Origin of the sequence: Pararhizobium capsulatum DSM 1112 (assembly GCF_030814475.1) — a bacterium.
In the GTDB taxonomy this organism is placed as follows: domain Bacteria; phylum Pseudomonadota; class Alphaproteobacteria; order Rhizobiales; family Rhizobiaceae; genus Pararhizobium; species Pararhizobium capsulatum.
Map to the genome: position 1 here is coordinate 1,954,648 of NZ_JAUSVF010000001.1, position 16,655 is coordinate 1,971,302.

Genomic DNA, 16,655 nt, shown 5'->3' on the forward strand with positions numbered 1-16,655 from the left:
CGCGGCAAAGGAATGTGAATGGAGAGGAAAACAGGGAAGGATCGTCCCATGGGTATCGCATTCACATTTCCAGGTCAGGGCAGCCAGGCCGTCGGCATGGGCAAGGAACTGGCCGAGGCATTCCCGCAAGCCGCCGCCGTTTTCGCAGAGGTCGATGACGCCCTGGGCCAGAAACTTTCGGACATCATGTGGAACGGTCCGGAAGAAACACTGACGCTCACGGCGAACGCCCAGCCGGCGCTGATGGCAGTCTCGATCGCGGCCCTCAGGGTTCTTGAGGCCGGCGGTCTCGATCTGAAATCCAAGGTCTCCTACGTCGCGGGCCATTCGCTCGGCGAATATTCGGCGCTCTGTGCAGCCGGCACCTTTTCGCTCGCCGATACGGCGCGGCTCCTGCGCATTCGCGGCAACGCCATGCAGGCGGCGGTGCCTGTCGGCAAGGGTGCGATGGCCGCGATCATCGGCCTTGAGCACAGCGACGTCGACGCCATCTGCAAAGAGGCCGCGACGCTTGGCAGCTGCCAGATCGCCAACGACAATGGCGGTGGCCAGCTGGTGATCTCCGGCGAAAAGGAAGCCGTCGAGAAGGCCGCTGCGCTGGCGACGGAAAAAGGTGCCAAGCGCGCCATCCTTCTTCCTGTATCCGCACCGTTCCATTCCAGCCTGATGGCGCCGGCTGCGGAAGCCATGCGCGTGGCTCTCTCCAACGTGAAGGCCTCCAACCCGGTCGTTCCGTTGATCGCCAATGTACGGGCAGCACCCGTAACAGATGCGGCCACCATCACCGGCCTGCTCGTCGAGCAGGTGACCGGGCAGGTGCGATGGCGCGAAACGGTCGAATGGTTCGCCGCCAATGGCATCACCACCCTTTATGAAATCGGCTCCGGCAAGGTGCTGACCGGTCTTGCGCGCCGTATCGACAAGTCAGTGAACGGCATTGCCGTCAATACACCTGCCGATATCGAGGCCGCGCTCGCTGCACTCATCTGAAGGAGCAAATAGGGAACAGCTTACCCCGCATTCCCTATTCGCAACTCCCTATTCGCTCTAAAAAGAGGAAACTCGCACAATGTTCGATCTTTCCGGCCGCAAGGCCCTGGTCACCGGCGCATCCGGCGGCATCGGCGAGGAAATCGCCCGCATTCTCCATACGCAGGGCGCGACAGTCGGCCTGCACGGCACCCGCGTCGAAAAGCTGGAAGAACTCGCCAACTCTCTCGGTGAGCGCGTGCATCTGTTCCCGGCCAATCTTTCCGACCGCGATGCCGTCAAGGCTCTGGGTGAAAAGGCAGAGGCGGAGCTCGGTGGTGTCGACATCCTCGTCAACAATGCCGGCATCACTAAGGACGGTCTCTTCGTGCGTATGAGCGATGACGACTGGGATGCGGTTCTGGAAGTGAACCTCACCTCCGTCTTCCGTCTGACGCGCGAGCTGACCCATCCGATGATGCGCCGCCGCCATGGCCGCATCATCAACATCACCTCGATCGTTGGCGTTACCGGCAATCCGGGCCAGGCCAATTATTGTGCATCGAAGGCCGGTATGATCGGTTTTTCCAAGTCGCTGGCGCAGGAAATCGCCACCCGCAACGTCACGGTCAACTGCGTTGCCCCCGGTTTCATTGAAAGCGCCATGACAGGAAAGCTGAACGAAAAGCAGAAGGACGCCATCATGGGCGCCATCCCGATGAAACGCATGGGAACGGGTGCGGAAGTCGCTTCTGCGGTTGCCTATCTTGCCTCAAACGAGGCCGGCTACATCACAGGCCAGACCATCCATGTCAACGGCGGCATGGCAATGATCTGATCCAGCTTTCGATCCCTTGCCGCGGCGTGGTCTCGGCAAGGGTGAAAGAGCATGGTTAAAGTCCGGAAATCGCATGTTGACCAAGCCGTTGTCGGTAATTTTCAGGCTTTGCGCAGGCGTTAAACCGTGTTAATCGGGCCATGACTGTGCGCAGTCGGCGGAAGTAGTGTAGGCGTATGCAGGCTTGTGGCCGCGTGCAGCCACTCTTCCGATTGCAAGGATTGCCCGGTAGACCGTCTTGGTCTATCAGGCGTTATGGAGATACCGGTGTCAGAACGGCGCCGTATAGAAAACAAAGGTCGAGGAATCCGACATGAGCGACACCGCAGAACGCGTGAAGAAAATTGTTATCGATCATCTTGGCGTTGATGCCGAGAAGGTTACCGAGGGCGCAAGCTTCATCGACGACCTCGGCGCTGACTCGCTCGATACCGTCGAACTGGTTATGGCTTTCGAAGAAGAATTCGGCGTCGAGATCCCGGATGATGCCGCTGACTCGATCCTGACCGTCGGCGACGCCGTCAAGTTCATCGAGAAGGCCCAGGCCTGATCTCGAGGCAAGGCGGGGCGCGACGCGGCCCGCCAGCAGCCCTTTCGCGAGGAGGGCCTCATTCCCTCGCGGGATGTAAAAAGGGGTGGCTTAGGAAGGCCGTTTCGGCTTCCGTACCTGGCTGCTCCTGTTAAAATTTAAGACGTGGATGTACGGGTCCGGAAATAAGCGCGAGGTCCGGTCCGGTTCTGGAACAACAGGCAGGGTGGATCACGCTTTATGAGACGTGTCGTTATCACCGGTACCGGCATGGTATCTCCCTTGGGGTGCGGAACCGAGGTCAGCTGGACCCGGCTTCTGGCTGGCGAAAACGCCGCTCGCAAGGTTACTGAATTCGAAGTCGAAGATCTCCCAGCAAAAATCGCCTGCCGCATTCCCTTCGGTGATGGAACCAAGGGCACGTTCAATCCCGACGATTGGATGGAGCCGAAGGAACAGCGCAAGGTCGATTCCTTCATCATTTATGCAATGGCGGCCGCCGACATGGCGTTGCAGGATGCCGACTGGCATCCGCAAACCGACGACGACCAGATTGCTACTGGCGTTCTGATCGGCTCCGGTATTGGCGGTCTCGAAGGCATTGTCGAGGGCGGCTATACGCTGCGCGACAAAGGCCCACGCCGCGTTTCCCCGTTTTTCATTCCCGGCCGCCTGATCAACCTTGCCTCCGGGCAGGTGTCGATCCGCCATAAGCTGCGCGGCCCGAACCATTCCGTCGTTACGGCCTGTTCCACCGGCGCGCATGCCATCGGCGATGCTGCGCGGCTGATTGGGTTCGGCGATGCCGATGTCATGGTGGCCGGCGGCACGGAATCGCCAATTTCGCGCATCGCACTTGCCGGCTTCGCCGCTTGCAAGGCGCTTTCCACCCAGCACAATGATGATCCGACCAAGGCATCGCGACCCTATGACACGAACCGCGATGGTTTCGTCATGGGCGAGGGAGCCGGCATTGTCGTGCTTGAAGAGCTGGACCATGCGCTGGCGCGCGGCGCCAAGATCTATGCCGAGGTCGTCGGGTACGGCATGTCCGGCGACGCTTATCATATCACCGCTCCGTCCGAAGATGGTGATGGCGCCTATCGTTGCATGAAGATGGCACTGAAGCGGGCCGGGATCGATCCGTCCGAAATCGACTACATCAACGCCCATGGCACTTCGACCATGGCCGATACGATCGAACTCGGCGCTGTTGAGCGCGTGGTCGGCGAAAGTGCATCGAAGATTTCCATGTCTTCGACCAAATCGGCTATTGGTCATCTGCTCGGTGCCGCCGGTGCTGTCGAGGCGATCTTCTGCGCCCTTGCCATCCGCGACAACATCGTGCCACCGACGCTTAACCTTGATGACCCGTCCGTCGAAACCAAGATCGATCTGGTTCCCCACAAGGCACGCAAGCGCGAGGTCAATGTCGCCCTGTCGAATTCCTTCGGCTTCGGCGGCACCAATGCGTCGCTTGTCCTGCGGCGCTATTCCGCCTGATATGCTCGCCATATCTGTTGCGCAGGCCACCTTCGTGGTCCGCGCGGCCGGCCCGGCATTGTCTCCTAGCTGACGCAAGAGGGTGGCGGGTACTGTATAGATGGATAATTTTGCGATTATCCTGTTTTTGCCGCATTGCTCGGATCAAACGTGCGATGCGGGCGGTGGTCTTCTGGAGGAGCGCGTCAGTCATCAAGAGTGCGCGTTGCCGTGTTAAACGGCCTTTCTTCGCAAACTGCTGCGTATAAATATTTGCTCCTTCCCGACTCTCTTCCGGAGTTCGCGTCGGGAAGACGAGACACGGGAATGATGCGAAATCCGGATTCAGGACAATCGTGAGCGACGCAAACGACAACAGCGCAGTGCCTTTCGGCCGTGGTGAAGCAAGCAGCAAGGGGCCGATCATCCCCAAGTCGGCCAATGAGGCGCTTCGCCCCGAAAAGGTGCCGATGCCGCCGAAGCGGTCGCGCAAGGCGCGCAGCCAGCTCGTCATCTTCCTGAACTTCCTGATGACGCTCATCGTCTTCCTGACGATTGCCGCAGCCGGAACCGTCTATTACGCGATGACCGCCTATGAGGCGCAGGGCCTGCTGACCGCCAACACCAATTTCATCGTCCGCAACGGCGCGGGCATTCAGGAAATCGCCTCCAATCTCGAGCGCAACCAGATCGTTTCGGATGGCCGCGTGTTCCGCTTCATGTCTGAAGCCTATCTGGACGACGATACGCTGAAGGCCGGTGAATATGAGATCAAGGCCGGCTCGTCCATGCAGGAGATCATGCAGCTCCTGAAATCGGGCAAGTCGATCCTCTACTCGGTGTCCCTGCCGGAAGGGCTGACGGTCCGCCAGATGTTCGACAGGCTTCGCAACGATCCTGTGCTGGAGGGTGACCTGCCGGCTGAGCTGCCGCCGGAAGGGTCTCTTCGCCCGGATACCTACAAGTTCTCGCGCGGCACGAAGCGCGGCGAGATCGTGGCCCAGATGTCGGCGGCGCAGAAGGCGCTTGTCGACCAGATCTGGGATCGGCGTGATCCGGACCTTCCGGTCGCCACCCGCGAAGAGTTCTTGACGCTTGCCTCCATCGTCGAGAAGGAAACGGGTATTGCGGACGAGCGCTCGCGCGTCGCCTCGGTGTTTCTCAATCGGCTCGACAAAGGCATGCGGTTGCAATCGGATCCGACGATCATCTACGGTATCTTCGGCGGAGAGGGTAAACCGGCCGATCGACCCATCCTGAAGTCCGACCTCGACAAGAAGACACCGTATAACACCTATATGATCAAGGGCGTGCCGCCGACGCCGATCGCCAATCCGGGCCGCGCAGCCTTGGAAGCCGTCGCCAACCCGTCGCGTACCGAAGACCTCTACTTCGTTGCCGATGGTACGGGCGGTCACGTCTTTGCCACGACCCTGGACGAGCACAACGCCAATGTCCGCCGCTGGCGCAAGATCGAGGCGGAAAAGGCTGCTGCAGCGGGCAAGACGTCGCCGGATACTCCCGTTCAGGAGTAATCTCGAACGGCAGCTGTGGATCACGCGGCCTCGGTGTGCTTACCGCTTGCGGGAGGCACCACCGGGGCCGTAAACATTTTCGCAAGGTCGCCAAGCCCATTTGAGAGGTTGCGACCCAAACAGCCTCGCTGCTGCCGTCCTGGAGCGGGAAGCGCGATGCCGGAGGATAATCATGCCATTGCAGTCGATGACCGGGTTTGCCCGCCGCGAAGGTTCCTCAGGCCGTTACAGATGGGCCTGGGAGCTCCGTTCGGTCAATGGCAAGGGGCTTGATTTACGACTGCGCCTGCCTGTCGGCACGGAAAACATCGAGGCGGATGTGCGAAAGCTGGCGGGCGAGATGTTTTCGCGCGGTAACATGCAGATCGGGCTTTCGATCAGCGCCAGCGAGGCGGGCGTCGAAACCGTCGTCAACCAGGGCGCGCTTGCTGCCGTGCTCTCACTGCGTGAACAACTGGCCGGGATGATTGATCCTGCGCCCCTGCGCCTGGACACGCTGCTTTCCGTACGCGGCATCGTCGACTTCCGCGAGCCGGAGGAGAAGGAAGTCGAAAGGGCAGCCCGCGATGCCGACATCATGGCTGCACTGCGCCTGGCTCTCCACGACATCATGCTGATGCGCGAAACGGAAGGGGCAGCCCTCCGCCATGTTCTGTTGGGTCAGATCGCCCGTATCGAGGAGCTGGCGCGCACCATCGAAGCGGATCCGTCCCGCAGTCCCGAGACGATTGCCGCGCGTCTGTCGCACCAGGTCTCGCTGCTGATGGATGGTTCGGTATCGCTCGATCGTGACCGGCTCTACGGCGAAGTGGCGCTGCTCGCCGCCAAGGCCGATATACGCGAGGAAATCGACCGGCTACATGCCCATGTGGCCGCCGCCCGCGATCTCATCGACAAGGGTGGCCCTGTCGGGCGTAAACTCGATTTCCTTTCCCAGGAATTTAACCGCGAATCGAATACCATCTGTTCCAAGTCCAATTCGGCGACCGTCACGGCTGCCGGCATTGAACTGAAAGTCGTGATCGACCGGTTCCGCGAACAGGTCCAGAATCTGGAGTGACCATGAGCCCCACCCGCCGCCCTTCCTCCATCACCATTCCGCGCCGCGGCCTGATGCTGGTTATCTCATCGCCCTCCGGTGCGGGAAAATCGACGATTGCACGCCACCTGCTGGAAGCCGATCCGCAGATGAGCATTTCCGTCAGCGTCACCACCCGCCAGCGCCGGCCGAGCGAAATCGAGGGGCGCCACTACTTCTTCAAGTCCGTCCGCGAATTCGAGAGCCTGCGCAAGACCGACGCACTGCTCGAATGGGCGGAGGTTCATGGCAATTTCTACGGAACCCCGCGAGACGCTGTCGAGCAGGCGATGGCCGCGGGCCGCGACATGCTGTTCGACATCGATTGGCAGGGCGCCCAGCAGCTTCAGGAAAAGATGGCCGGCGATGTGGTCTCTATCTTCATCCTGCCGCCCAACATGGCCGAACTGCAATCACGACTGCACCGCCGCGCGGAAGACACCGAAGAAGTCATCGCCACCCGGCTCGCCAACTCCCGCTCCGAGATCGAGCATTGGCTGGAATACGACTATATCGTCGTCAACGAAGACCTCGACAGCGCCTTCGCCTCGGTCCAGGCGATTGTCGAGGCTGAACGCCTGCGCCGCGACCGGCGGCCCGGCCTGTTCGAATTCGTCAATGGATTGCTGACGGAAAATCCGTTCTGAGGCCGCACCGCGGGTGCGACGTCGACCTCAAAGGCAATTCGCCAGCCGGCAGAATTCCTCGACCGACAGCGTTTCAGCCCGTCGCTGCGGATCGATATCTGCCTTGGCCAGCAAAGCTTCGCCACCAAGCGATTTGACACTCTGGCGCAGCATTTTGCGCCGCTGGCCGAAGGCGGCGTGCGTGACGCGTTCCAGGGCTTCCGTGCGGCAGGGGATCGGGTTTTCATTCGGTTCGAGATGAACGACCGATGATGTGACCTTGGGCGGCGGCGTGAAGGCCTGTGGCGGCACATCGAAGGCCATGCGGGCGTTCGTGCGCCAGCCGCAGAGCACGCCGAGCCGGCCGTAGTGGTCGTCATCCTCCTGCGCCACGATCCTGAGGCCCACCTCACGCTGGAACATCAGTGTTAGCGACTGGTAGAAGGGTGGCCAGGACTTGACCAGCAGCCAGTTGAGAAGCAACTGCGTACCGACATTGTAGGGCAGGTTGGAAATGATGCGCACGGAGCTGCCGTCAGTCACCAGCGTTTCGAAATCCACTTTCAGTGCATCACCCTCGATCACGTCGAGACGACCGGGATAGTGATCGGAGATTTCGGCAAGGGCCGGCAGGCAGCGGCTGTCGCGCTCGATGGCGATGACCTTCTTCGCTCCGAGCGACAGGATGGCGCGGGTGAGGCCACCGGGACCGGGGCCAACCTCAATGACGGTCACACCGTCGAGAGGCCCAGCCGTACGGGCAATTTTCTGCGTCAGGTTCAGATCAAGAAGGAAGTTCTGTCCCAACGCCTTCCTGGCATCGAGTCCGTGGCGCGAAATGACGTCGCGCAGCGGCGGCAGGCCGTCGATCGCCGCCATCATGCTTGCTCCCTGTCAACATTGTCCGCAAGCTCGCGCGCCATCCTGAGCGCTGCCATCAGGCTGTCTGCACGAGCGATACCCTTGCCGGTGAGGCTGAAGGCCGTGCCGTGGTCGGGCGAGGTGCGAATGAAGGGCAGGCCGAGCGTCGCATTGACGCTGTCGTCGAAGCCGAGTGCCTTGGCGGGAATAAGCGCCTGGTCGTGATACATGCAGATCGCCACGTCATAGGTTGCGCGGGTACGGTCATGGAACATGGTGTCTGCGGGCCGGGGGCCGGTTACGTCATGTCCCTCGTTGATAAGTCTTTCGATGACCGGGCGGATGATCGCGTCATCCTCCAGTCCCAGCGCACCGCCTTCGCCTGCATGCGGATTGAGGCCAGCAACGGCAAGGCGCGGCTGGCTGAGGCCAAACCGTGCCTTGAGATCGGCAATCACCACGGCGCAGGTCCGGTAGATCAGGTCGGCTGTCAGCTGCTCCGGCACATCCTTCAGCGGAATATGGATCGTCACCGGCACCGCACGAAGCTTTGGGCCTGCAAGCAGCATGACCGGCAGGAGCTTGCGGCCGATGGCGCGTTCACCGAGATCGGCAAGGAATTCGGTATGGCCTGGAAAGCCGAAGCCAGCATCATAAAGAACGGATTTGGCGATCGGGCAGGTAACGACGGCCGCTGTCTCGCCCGCCATGGTGAGGCGTACGGCTTCCTCGATCGCTCCGATGATCGCGTCCGCATTGCGCGAATCCGGCACGCCAGCCACGACAGGCGCGGCGCATCCTATTGGCAGGACGGGAAGGGCATCTGGAAACATCGAGGACGCACCGCGTGCTTCGACTTCGCGGACGGAAACGTCATGGCCCAGCAGGTGCGCGCGTTCAAGGAGCGCCGCCGGATCGCCGATCAGCAGAAAAGGCGGCGTCTTCCATTCACGCCGCCTCAGCCAGGCTTCCAAGCTGATGTCGAGCCCGATTCCGGCCGGATCGCCCATGCTAAGCGCCAGCGGCGCCGGATTGTGCTCTGTCATGAACGCTTACTTGTTGAGGATCTGGGCCTTGGCGCGCAGTTCGTCCAGATATTTCTTGCTGTTGGGATCCTCGCCTCCCTGCTTCTTGCCGATATCTTCGGCACGGAAGACGACCTCCGCCGCGAGGTCGTCATTAACCTCGCGCTTCTTGCAGATGGCAAGATATTCGACGCCCTTTTCCGTGACGCGGGTGCCTGTCGTGTTGCCTTCTCCGGCCTTTTCGACCAGTCCCTTCCAGTCCTCTGGAATTTCCTGGATCATCATGCGGCCGAGGTTGCGGATCGAGACGTCACGCATGGTCGCGGCAAAAACCTTGGCCTGTTCGCAGCCGGGGAATTTAGCGCGTGAGGCATTCGCCTCCGCCTGGCGCTTGCCAATGATCGAATTGCGCTTGGCCGCCGGCACGACGAAAATGACCTGCTGCAGGAAGTACTCGGTCGTGACCGGCTTCTTGCCGCCGTTTTCCTGCATTCGGCGTACCAGTTCCTCATTTGAGAGGCGACCGTTGTTGCCACTGTTGTAACGCAGGTTAACCGCCCGCGGCCAGCTCATGGCAACGGCGACATATTGCTTGAAATGGTCGAGTGTGACACCGGACTTATCCAGGATCTGGGAGAGCTGCTCGACGCTGAGCTTGTTGCCGGCAGCAAAGCGCGCCACGGCGGCATCCACGTCGCTGGTGCCCACGGAAACGCGAATACGGAGAATTTCGTCACGCTTGAGCGCCTCATCGATCAATTCCTTGCGCGCTTCGGCGGCACCGCCACCCAGCTTCTGCAGGCGCATGAAGGCCACACGCTTGGCAATATCCCCCGATGTTATGGGAGTATTGTTGACGATAACGGCCACAGAGCTCGCTGCATAGGCTGACGGAGCCGTCGCTGATACCATGGAGCCGGCCAGCATGCCGGCAATGATTGTTGCCGCCAGCGCGCGCTTCACCGAAAATGTTCCACCCATGTCCTGTCCTCTTTCAAGCCCCGGTTCGCGAAACAGATCACCTCACGTGACAATCCGTTCAAGCGGCTCCGGAAATTTCGGCTCGGCCGCACTTCTGTGGCCATTTGTCGGATGAAATCCATAATCTTGCAGCCTTGGGATGACAAGGCCTGCCCATGGCCGTGCAAGCCGGATCGCAGGGCAATCCGGCCGATTTACGGCATCAAGCACATTTTGACGTTATGGGCGGGGCGATCCATCAGTTCAGGCCGTCGAAGCTCGTGTCGCCCACATTGATATCTCCCAGCGTACGGAAGCTGATCCGAGCGCCGATCGACCAGTCGTTGGCGACGGAATCCTGGTTGTCGCGCTCTCGACGATAGACCAGGGAGAAAAGCGTATCCTGATCGTCGTAGGTGATGCCGATACCGTCGCGGGTAATGATGTCGCTGTTGATATCATACGTGACCGAGCCGAAGATCGACCAGTAATCTTGAAAACGATAGGCGGCCGCCGTCTGGATTTCGTCCTGATCGTAAGGCGAACCATAGGCCGGCTGCGCTTGGATACGGGTATAGGTCAGTGCCGTCTGCCACTTGATGCCCTGATAGCCAAGGGTCGTGTCGGCGCGGCGAAGATCGAAGCTTTCCTCGTCGAATCGTCCGCTGAAGCTTGCCGTCAAGCCGGAAGGCGCATCAATGCCGATCATCGAAACATAATCGGAGCGATCGGTTTCAAGGCCGGAATCTGCGCCCACCTTGACCAGATCGTCGGTTGCGAAAGAGTTCAACCCATCGAGATGGAAGGATTGGCCCGCGATTGCGCGCAGCGAATAGCCGTTGCCCAGTGCGCCGGTGTAGCGCAGGCCTAGATTGGCGCGGCTACCGCCTTCAATCCGGTCAAAGCCGGAGAACTTGTCGCGGTCGAAAAGCGAGGCCGCATCGAAGACGAAGCTTTGGGCGTCTTCGTTCGGCAAACCGCCGGCATATTCTTCGTCCGGCCGGACATAGACCTGAGCGATCGGCTCGAAGATGTGGCTGCTGTTGTCGGTGGCGACGAGGATCGGATAGCGCGCCTCGATACCGGCCGTCAGCATGCTGCGAGTAGCGGCATCATCATCGTAGAAAGACCCGCTATACGCCGCGCCCGGGTCATCCATCGTCAGTCCGAGAATGTCACCGCGTGCCGCCAGAAGCGGGGTGAGTGTCAGGCCGCCCGGTGCGATGAAGGTACGTTGCCATTCGGCTTCGGCCGTCAGGCGATGCGACATGCCGCTGAGGCCAGGGAAGCGATCGACACCGAGAACCGTGTACTCGTCCTGACGATTGCGATGGATATTCGTCAGGTTGACGTCGGCATTGAGCTCGCCGCCAAGCACAGGTTCTTCCGAGGTGTAGGAATAATCGAGAACCTGTGCCACCGGCTGCTGGTTTTCAGCCAGGCTGTTGGTATCAGCATCCTGGATGTCAAAATAGAAGGCGCGGGCGTCGAAGTAGTTACGCTTGCCAAGACCGGTCAGGTAGACCTGGTTGGTCAGCGTGCGACCGTCGAAGGTCGAGAGCTCATAGGTTTTGGCGAAATTGTTGTCGCTCTGGACGAGCACGTCCCAGCCGAAGGTCCAGCGCGGATTGATCTCGAATTTTGCCTTGGAGGCGATCATGCCTCGGGCCTGTTCCTGCTCATCGACCGTTCCCGCCGAGAAGGAAGAGCGATCCATCTGGCTGATGCCTGCCATGCGCAGAATATGCTCGCCACTTTCGAAGCTCTGGCGGAACTCGCCTTCCATCAGGAAGCCCTGGCGGGTAAGGCCGGTCGCGGTCAGTGTTGCATCCATATAAGGCGAGATCGCCCAATAATAGGGAACGCTGACGCCGGCACCGAGCTTCTGGGTGTATTTCAGCGTCGGAAACAGGAAGCCGCTCTTGCGCTTCACGGTGTGATCCGGAATTTCCATAACGGGCAGAAAAACGATCGGCTTGCCGAACAGTTCGAATTTGGCATTTTCCAGGCGAACGGTGTGCGTCTTGCCGTTCTGGATGATGCGCTGCGCCTTGATCTGCCAGAGCGACTTGTGATCCGGATTGGTCGCGCAGGGTGTGCAGGCGGTGTAGACGGCATTGTGGAGGATGATCTCCTCGCCGTTCACGCGCTCACCGTTGACCGCCGCGAGCTTTGTCAGATCCGTCGTTTCGATGCGCATCGCTTCGACAAAGCCGTTACCGAAATCGTCGGTCACGTCCATGCGGTCGGCATAAACCTTGTTGCCGCCGGGCTCGATCAACTCGATCTCGCCGGTCGCGACGATTCGGCCGGTTTTCTGACTGTACTCGACCTGCTGGGCCACCATCTGGTAGCCGCCATAATTGATCTGCACCGCACCGCGAACAATGACCCGTTCGGTGTCACGGTTATAGACCATCTCGTTTGCCGAAAGCAGCATCTTGGCGTCTTCGGGCACGGATGGCTGGAGCGAATCGATATTGGTGGTTTGCGCCCATGCGGGCGCAATCATTCCGGGGATCATTGCCGTAAACGCAACGCCGGAAAGCAGAATGGCCGTCAGCAGCCTGTTATGTTTGCGGTTGCCTGCCGCCACTAGCCATCTTCCTCATGCAACAGAATCGTTGCCCCCAATGCCATCGCCACGACGACCGGCAGCCAGGCTGCAACGAAGGGAGGAACAATACCGCTACTCCCGAATGCTTTTACAAGCACGGTGACGACATAAAGCACGAAGCCCGAAAGGATGCCACCGAGAATCACCGGCCGGGATTGGTTAAACCGGCTAAATTTTAACGAGACGCTTGCAGCGATCAGCGTCATCGCAACGAGAAGAAGAGGCAGCGCCAGCATGGAATGAAACTGCGTTTCCATTCCGCTGGTCGGCAAGCCAAAGGACTTCGCCACGTCAATCTTGTGCCGCAGGTCGAAAAACTGAATGGAATCAGCCTTCGTCAGAGTCTCCTGAATGAATTCCGGCTTCAGGTTGGTTGGAAGCTGTGCCGTTTCGAGAATCCGCGGCAGCTCTCCGTTGCGAGTTTCCGTCACCTTGCTAAGGAGCCAGTAACCATCTTCGAGTTTTGCGCTCTGCGCATCCTGTCTTGAAACGATCGCGCCCTGTGGATCGAAGTGGATCACCGTCACTCCAACAAGGGTCTGGCCCCCGTCCTGAACGGAGCGGGCACCGATGATCGTGTCATCCTTGTTATAGATCTGGCGAAGCCACGGAATCGACAGGCGCGAGCGCGACGATGAACTGCTGCCCCACGACGCTTCCAGCGCTTCCGCCTGGCTTGTGCCCCAGGAGGCGATCGGATTGAGAACGACGACGGCCAGTATTCCGAAGAGGAAAGAACCGAAGACGAAGGGCTGCAGGAACTGCCAGGCCGAAATCCCGGCCGCCCGCGTCACCACGAGCTCGTAGCGACGATTGAGCGAAATCAGAGAGGCCATCCCGGCAAACAGCGCAACGAAGGGCACGGTCTGTTGCAGAATCATCGGAATGCGAAACGTCGTCATCAGCAGTGCGCCCGAAATCGAATAGTGCGGCAGCTGCGACATCCGATTCGAAAGTTCGCTGAAGTCGATAATGAAAATCAGCGAAAAGATGCCGGTCAGGAACCAGAAGGTGGTGATCGCGTAGCGCGTGAAGAAATAACGCCCGAGTGTTGAAAACAGGATCATGGTGTCCCGCCTCCGTCAGCCGTCGGCTGCGAACGCATCAGGCCGAGCCGTACCATCCGGTCCTTGATGAGCTTTTCCCAGGTAATGGGGATTTCGAGCCTGCGATTGCCAAACAGCTGCCGCACGGCCAGATAGCCGGAGGCGAGGGGGATCAGATACATCACCGGCACGAAGGCGGGCGATTCCTGGGCGCTGTTGGCAGCGTAGAATGTCGCCCAGCGAAGGAAGAGACAGGTCAGGAGTGCAGCGACCATCGGATGCAGGCGTGCTTCGCGATGGGACCGTGCATCGCTTGAAAAAACCAGGGCCACGAGGGCGAAAAGCAGCGGGAAGGTCCATTCCGTGAAACGGCGGTGCAGCTCGGCGGTAAAGCTCAGAGGGTCCTTCTTGAAAATAGGATCCTTGGGGTCCGGGTGGAAAAGATAAGGAAGGTCCCGGTCCTTGGCGCGGATATTAACCTCGCCGGCCATCCGACTCATGTCGGTGAGATCGAAGGCGTAGGAGTCGAACTTGATGATCGACACACCGCCATCCGGCAGCTTGCGATGCACTTCCCCATCCTTCATCACCAGCGCCGAGCTGTTTTCGTCCACCGCGCCTTCGCGCGCGTAATAGACGAGCTCATAGGCGGGATTTCGCGAATCGGCAACGAAGATGCCGTGCAGTACGCCGCCGCCGCGGCGCGAGGCGACCTGGACATACAGGCCGTCAGCAATCTTTCGGAAAGTGTTTTCCTGCACAACGGAGGAGAGCAGATCCGCATGGGCGGTCGCGATCATCTTGCGCACCGCCATGCGCGAATAGGGCTCGACGAAATTGTCGACGGCAAAGGAAAGCATGCTGAGCGCGATGCCGAGATAGAGCACCGGCCGGATAATGGTCATGCGCGAACTGCCGGCGGCATTCAGCACGGTCAGTTCCGAATCGGTGTTCATCGCGGTCAACGTCTGTGCCACGCCGATCACCAGCGCGAAGGGCAGGATGAGAGGCACGATCGACGGCAGGATCAGGGTCGCGAGCTTGATAAAGGCGAAAATGGACTGGCCGCTGTCGGTCACGAGATTGATGCTGGTGAGGGCCTGCGTCACCCAGACGATCGCCATCAGCGGTAGAAGCGTCGCGAGGAACATGCCCGTCGCCCGCTTCAATATATAGCGCTCGATCAGTTTCATCTCAGGCCTTTGCCAGTGCGCCGCAGCGCCCGGGTTTCTAAAGCCGGCGTGCCCCTGGGGCAGTCGCCGGATAAGCTTGCTGTCACGCTGTACAAGAGGATCTGCAAATTTTCCACGGCAACCAAGTTGTAAACGGACACGGATAAATTAGTCCCAACGGGAATGGTTAACCTGATGTAAACACGTCTGCGTGCGTTGCCAAGCGTCTCAGACTGGACGATCGGGCGAAGCCCCGAAAGCGGCGCCGGAATGTTCATTAGTGTAACAGGACGGTAACAGATCGCTGGGGCAGGTTGTGCCGAACAAGAAACTGCGACTTGCAAGCTGGCCAGCGGGGAATACAAAGGAGCCAAAGCCGCTTCGCAAAATTTCCGGGCGGCACAGTTTTCCATTCCGGAGTGTTCCATGTCTTTCAAGTTCGATATCGGTTTCTCGAAGTCGGCCGCCGTGTCCGGCGGCGTTGTCATCCTGGCGAAGGTGGTCGATGGCGCTGTTGCCGGTGCAGCCGACGTGGACCCGGCCGGTATCCTCGAAAACGCCATGCGCATCGGCAAGTTCACCGGCAAGTCGCTGGCCGTGCTTGATGTCGTCGCACCTCACGGCTCGGCCGCTGATCGCATTCTGGTGCTCGGTCTCGGCAAGGTACCCTCCATCATCGCCCATGATTGGCTGAAGGCAGGTGGCGCCGCCGCCGCCAAGGTGCGCAATGCCGATGCGGTGACCGTTTTCATAGATGCTCCCGGGATCGAGGTCACGGCCAAGGCAGCAGTGGATTTCGCTCTTGGCATGGAGATGAACGCCTACAGCTTCGATACCTACAAGACCAAGAAGGATGAAGACGAGGAAAAGGCGCCGAAAAAGCCGGTGAAGGTCACCATCGTCACATCAGTTGCCGGCGAAGCGAAGAAACTCGCAGGCGTCATGGAAGCGGTCGCGGGTGGTGTCTTCCTCGCCCGCGACCTCGTCAATCTGCCACCGAACGCGCTGGGACCGGTCGAGTTTGCTGACAAGGCCAAGGAGCTGGAGAAGCTCGGTGTCGAAGTCGAAATCCTCACCGAAAAGGATATGAAGAAGCTCGGCATGGGCGCGCTGCTTGGCGTTGCTCAAGGGTCGGTGCGCCCGCCACGGCTGGCGATCATGAAATGGAACGGCGGCAAGTCCAAGGAGCAGCCGGTTGCCTTCATCGGCAAGGGCGTCGTCTTCGACAGTGGCGGCATCTCGATCAAGCCGGGTGCCGGCATGGAAGAGATGAAGGGCGATATGGGTGGCGCTGCCGCCGTCACCGGCCTTATGCATGTGCTCGCCGCCCGCAAGGCCAAGGTCAACGTCATCGGCATCATCGGCCTTGTCGAGAACATGCCGGATGGCAATGCCCAGCGCCCCGGCGATATCGTCACGTCCATGTCCGGCCAGACCATCGAGATCATCAATACGGATGCCGAAGGCCGCCTCGTGCTCTGCGATGCGCTCTGGTATTGCAACGATCGCTTCAAGCCGAAGTTCATGATCAATCTGGCAACGCTGACCGGCGCCGTCATGGTCGCGCTCGGCAGTCATCATGCCGGCCTGTTCTCCAATGATGACCAACTGTCCGCGCAGTTGACCGAGGCAGGCCTTGCCACGCAGGAACGCCTCTGGCGCCTGCCGCTGGGCAAGGAATACGACAAGATGATCGACAGCAAGTTCGCCGACATGAAAAATACCGGCGGCCGTTACGGCGGCTCGATCACGGCGGCGCAGTTCCTCAAGCGCTTCGTCAAGGATACGCCGTGGGCGCATCTCGATATTGCCGGCACGGCCATGGGCTCACCGACGGACGAGATCAACCGCTCCTGGGCCTCCGGCTTCGGGGTGCGCCTGCTCGACGAGCTTGTCCGCGCCCACTACGAGGCTTGA

The 16,655-nt window shown here is 60.1% G+C and carries 14 protein-coding genes; 8 read left to right on the top strand and 6 right to left on the bottom strand.

Annotated elements, in window-relative coordinates:
• The first annotated feature begins 48 nt into the window (after window positions 1-48).
• From fabD to gmk, 7 genes are all read left to right on the top strand, one after another.
• Window positions 49-990, top strand: coding sequence for an ACP S-malonyltransferase (gene fabD, locus QO002_RS09380; RefSeq protein WP_307228920.1), 942 nt, complete (start codon window positions 49-51; stop codon window positions 988-990).
• A gap of 79 nt (window positions 991-1,069) precedes the next feature.
• Window positions 1,070-1,807, top strand: a complete 738-nt coding sequence (fabG, locus tag QO002_RS09385; RefSeq protein ID WP_307228922.1) for a 3-oxoacyl-[acyl-carrier-protein] reductase — start codon at window positions 1,070-1,072, stop codon at window positions 1,805-1,807.
• A 313-nt stretch (window positions 1,808-2,120) separates the two neighbouring features.
• A complete protein-coding gene (locus tag QO002_RS09390; RefSeq protein ID WP_056314938.1) occupies window positions 2,121-2,357 on the top strand; it encodes an acyl carrier protein in 237 nt (78 codons plus the stop codon).
• Window positions 2,358-2,576: 219 nt separating this feature from the next.
• Window positions 2,577-3,839 (top strand): beta-ketoacyl-ACP synthase II, encoded by a 1,263-nt coding sequence (gene fabF / locus QO002_RS09395; RefSeq protein WP_307228925.1) that lies wholly within the window; start codon window positions 2,577-2,579, stop codon window positions 3,837-3,839.
• Between the two features lie 335 nt (window positions 3,840-4,174).
• The gene (gene mltG, locus QO002_RS09400) at window positions 4,175-5,353 is read left to right on the top strand and encodes an endolytic transglycosylase MltG (protein ID WP_307228927.1); all 1,179 of its coding nucleotides are present in this window, start codon (window positions 4,175-4,177) and stop codon (window positions 5,351-5,353) included.
• A gap of 172 nt (window positions 5,354-5,525) precedes the next feature.
• Window positions 5,526-6,413, top strand: coding sequence for a YicC/YloC family endoribonuclease (locus QO002_RS09405; RefSeq protein ID WP_307228929.1), 888 nt, complete (start codon window positions 5,526-5,528; stop codon window positions 6,411-6,413).
• Window positions 6,414-6,415: 2 nt separating this feature from the next.
• Window positions 6,416-7,078 carry a guanylate kinase gene (gmk, locus tag QO002_RS09410; protein WP_307228931.1) on the top strand — a complete coding sequence of 221 codons (663 nt, stop codon included), beginning with the start codon at window positions 6,416-6,418 and terminating at the stop codon, window positions 7,076-7,078.
• Between the two features lie 27 nt (window positions 7,079-7,105).
• On the opposite strand, the gene rsmA is transcribed toward gmk, so the two are convergent.
• The 6 genes from rsmA to lptF form a co-directional block, all read right to left on the bottom strand.
• Complete coding sequence (gene rsmA, locus QO002_RS09415; protein WP_307233292.1) at window positions 7,106-7,936, bottom strand: 16S rRNA (adenine(1518)-N(6)/adenine(1519)-N(6))-dimethyltransferase RsmA; 831 nt, start codon at window positions 7,934-7,936, stop codon at window positions 7,106-7,108.
• Complete coding sequence (gene pdxA, locus QO002_RS09420) at window positions 7,936-8,964, bottom strand: 4-hydroxythreonine-4-phosphate dehydrogenase PdxA (RefSeq protein ID WP_307228933.1); 1,029 nt, start codon at window positions 8,962-8,964, stop codon at window positions 7,936-7,938. The genes rsmA and pdxA overlap by 1 nt, the downstream gene beginning before the upstream one ends.
• Before the next feature lie 6 nt (window positions 8,965-8,970).
• Window positions 8,971-9,924 carry a SurA N-terminal domain-containing protein gene (locus QO002_RS09425; RefSeq protein ID WP_307228935.1) on the bottom strand — a complete coding sequence of 318 codons (954 nt, stop codon included), beginning with the start codon at window positions 9,922-9,924 and terminating at the stop codon, window positions 8,971-8,973.
• 238 nt (window positions 9,925-10,162) lie between these two features.
• Complete coding sequence (locus tag QO002_RS09430) at window positions 10,163-12,499, bottom strand: LPS-assembly protein LptD (RefSeq protein WP_307228937.1); 2,337 nt, start codon at window positions 12,497-12,499, stop codon at window positions 10,163-10,165.
• Window positions 12,499-13,584, bottom strand: coding sequence for an LPS export ABC transporter permease LptG (gene lptG / locus QO002_RS09435; RefSeq protein ID WP_307233294.1), 1,086 nt, complete (start codon window positions 13,582-13,584; stop codon window positions 12,499-12,501). The genes QO002_RS09430 and lptG overlap by 1 nt, the downstream gene beginning before the upstream one ends.
• Window positions 13,584-14,759 carry an LPS export ABC transporter permease LptF gene (gene lptF / locus QO002_RS09440; protein WP_307228939.1) on the bottom strand — a complete coding sequence of 392 codons (1,176 nt, stop codon included), beginning with the start codon at window positions 14,757-14,759 and terminating at the stop codon, window positions 13,584-13,586. The genes lptG and lptF overlap by 1 nt, the downstream gene beginning before the upstream one ends.
• Window positions 14,760-15,164: 405 nt before the next feature.
• On the opposite strand from lptF, the gene QO002_RS09445 reads away from it, so the two are divergent.
• Window positions 15,165-16,655 carry a leucyl aminopeptidase gene (locus tag QO002_RS09445; RefSeq protein ID WP_307228941.1) on the top strand — a complete coding sequence of 497 codons (1,491 nt, stop codon included), beginning with the start codon at window positions 15,165-15,167 and terminating at the stop codon, window positions 16,653-16,655.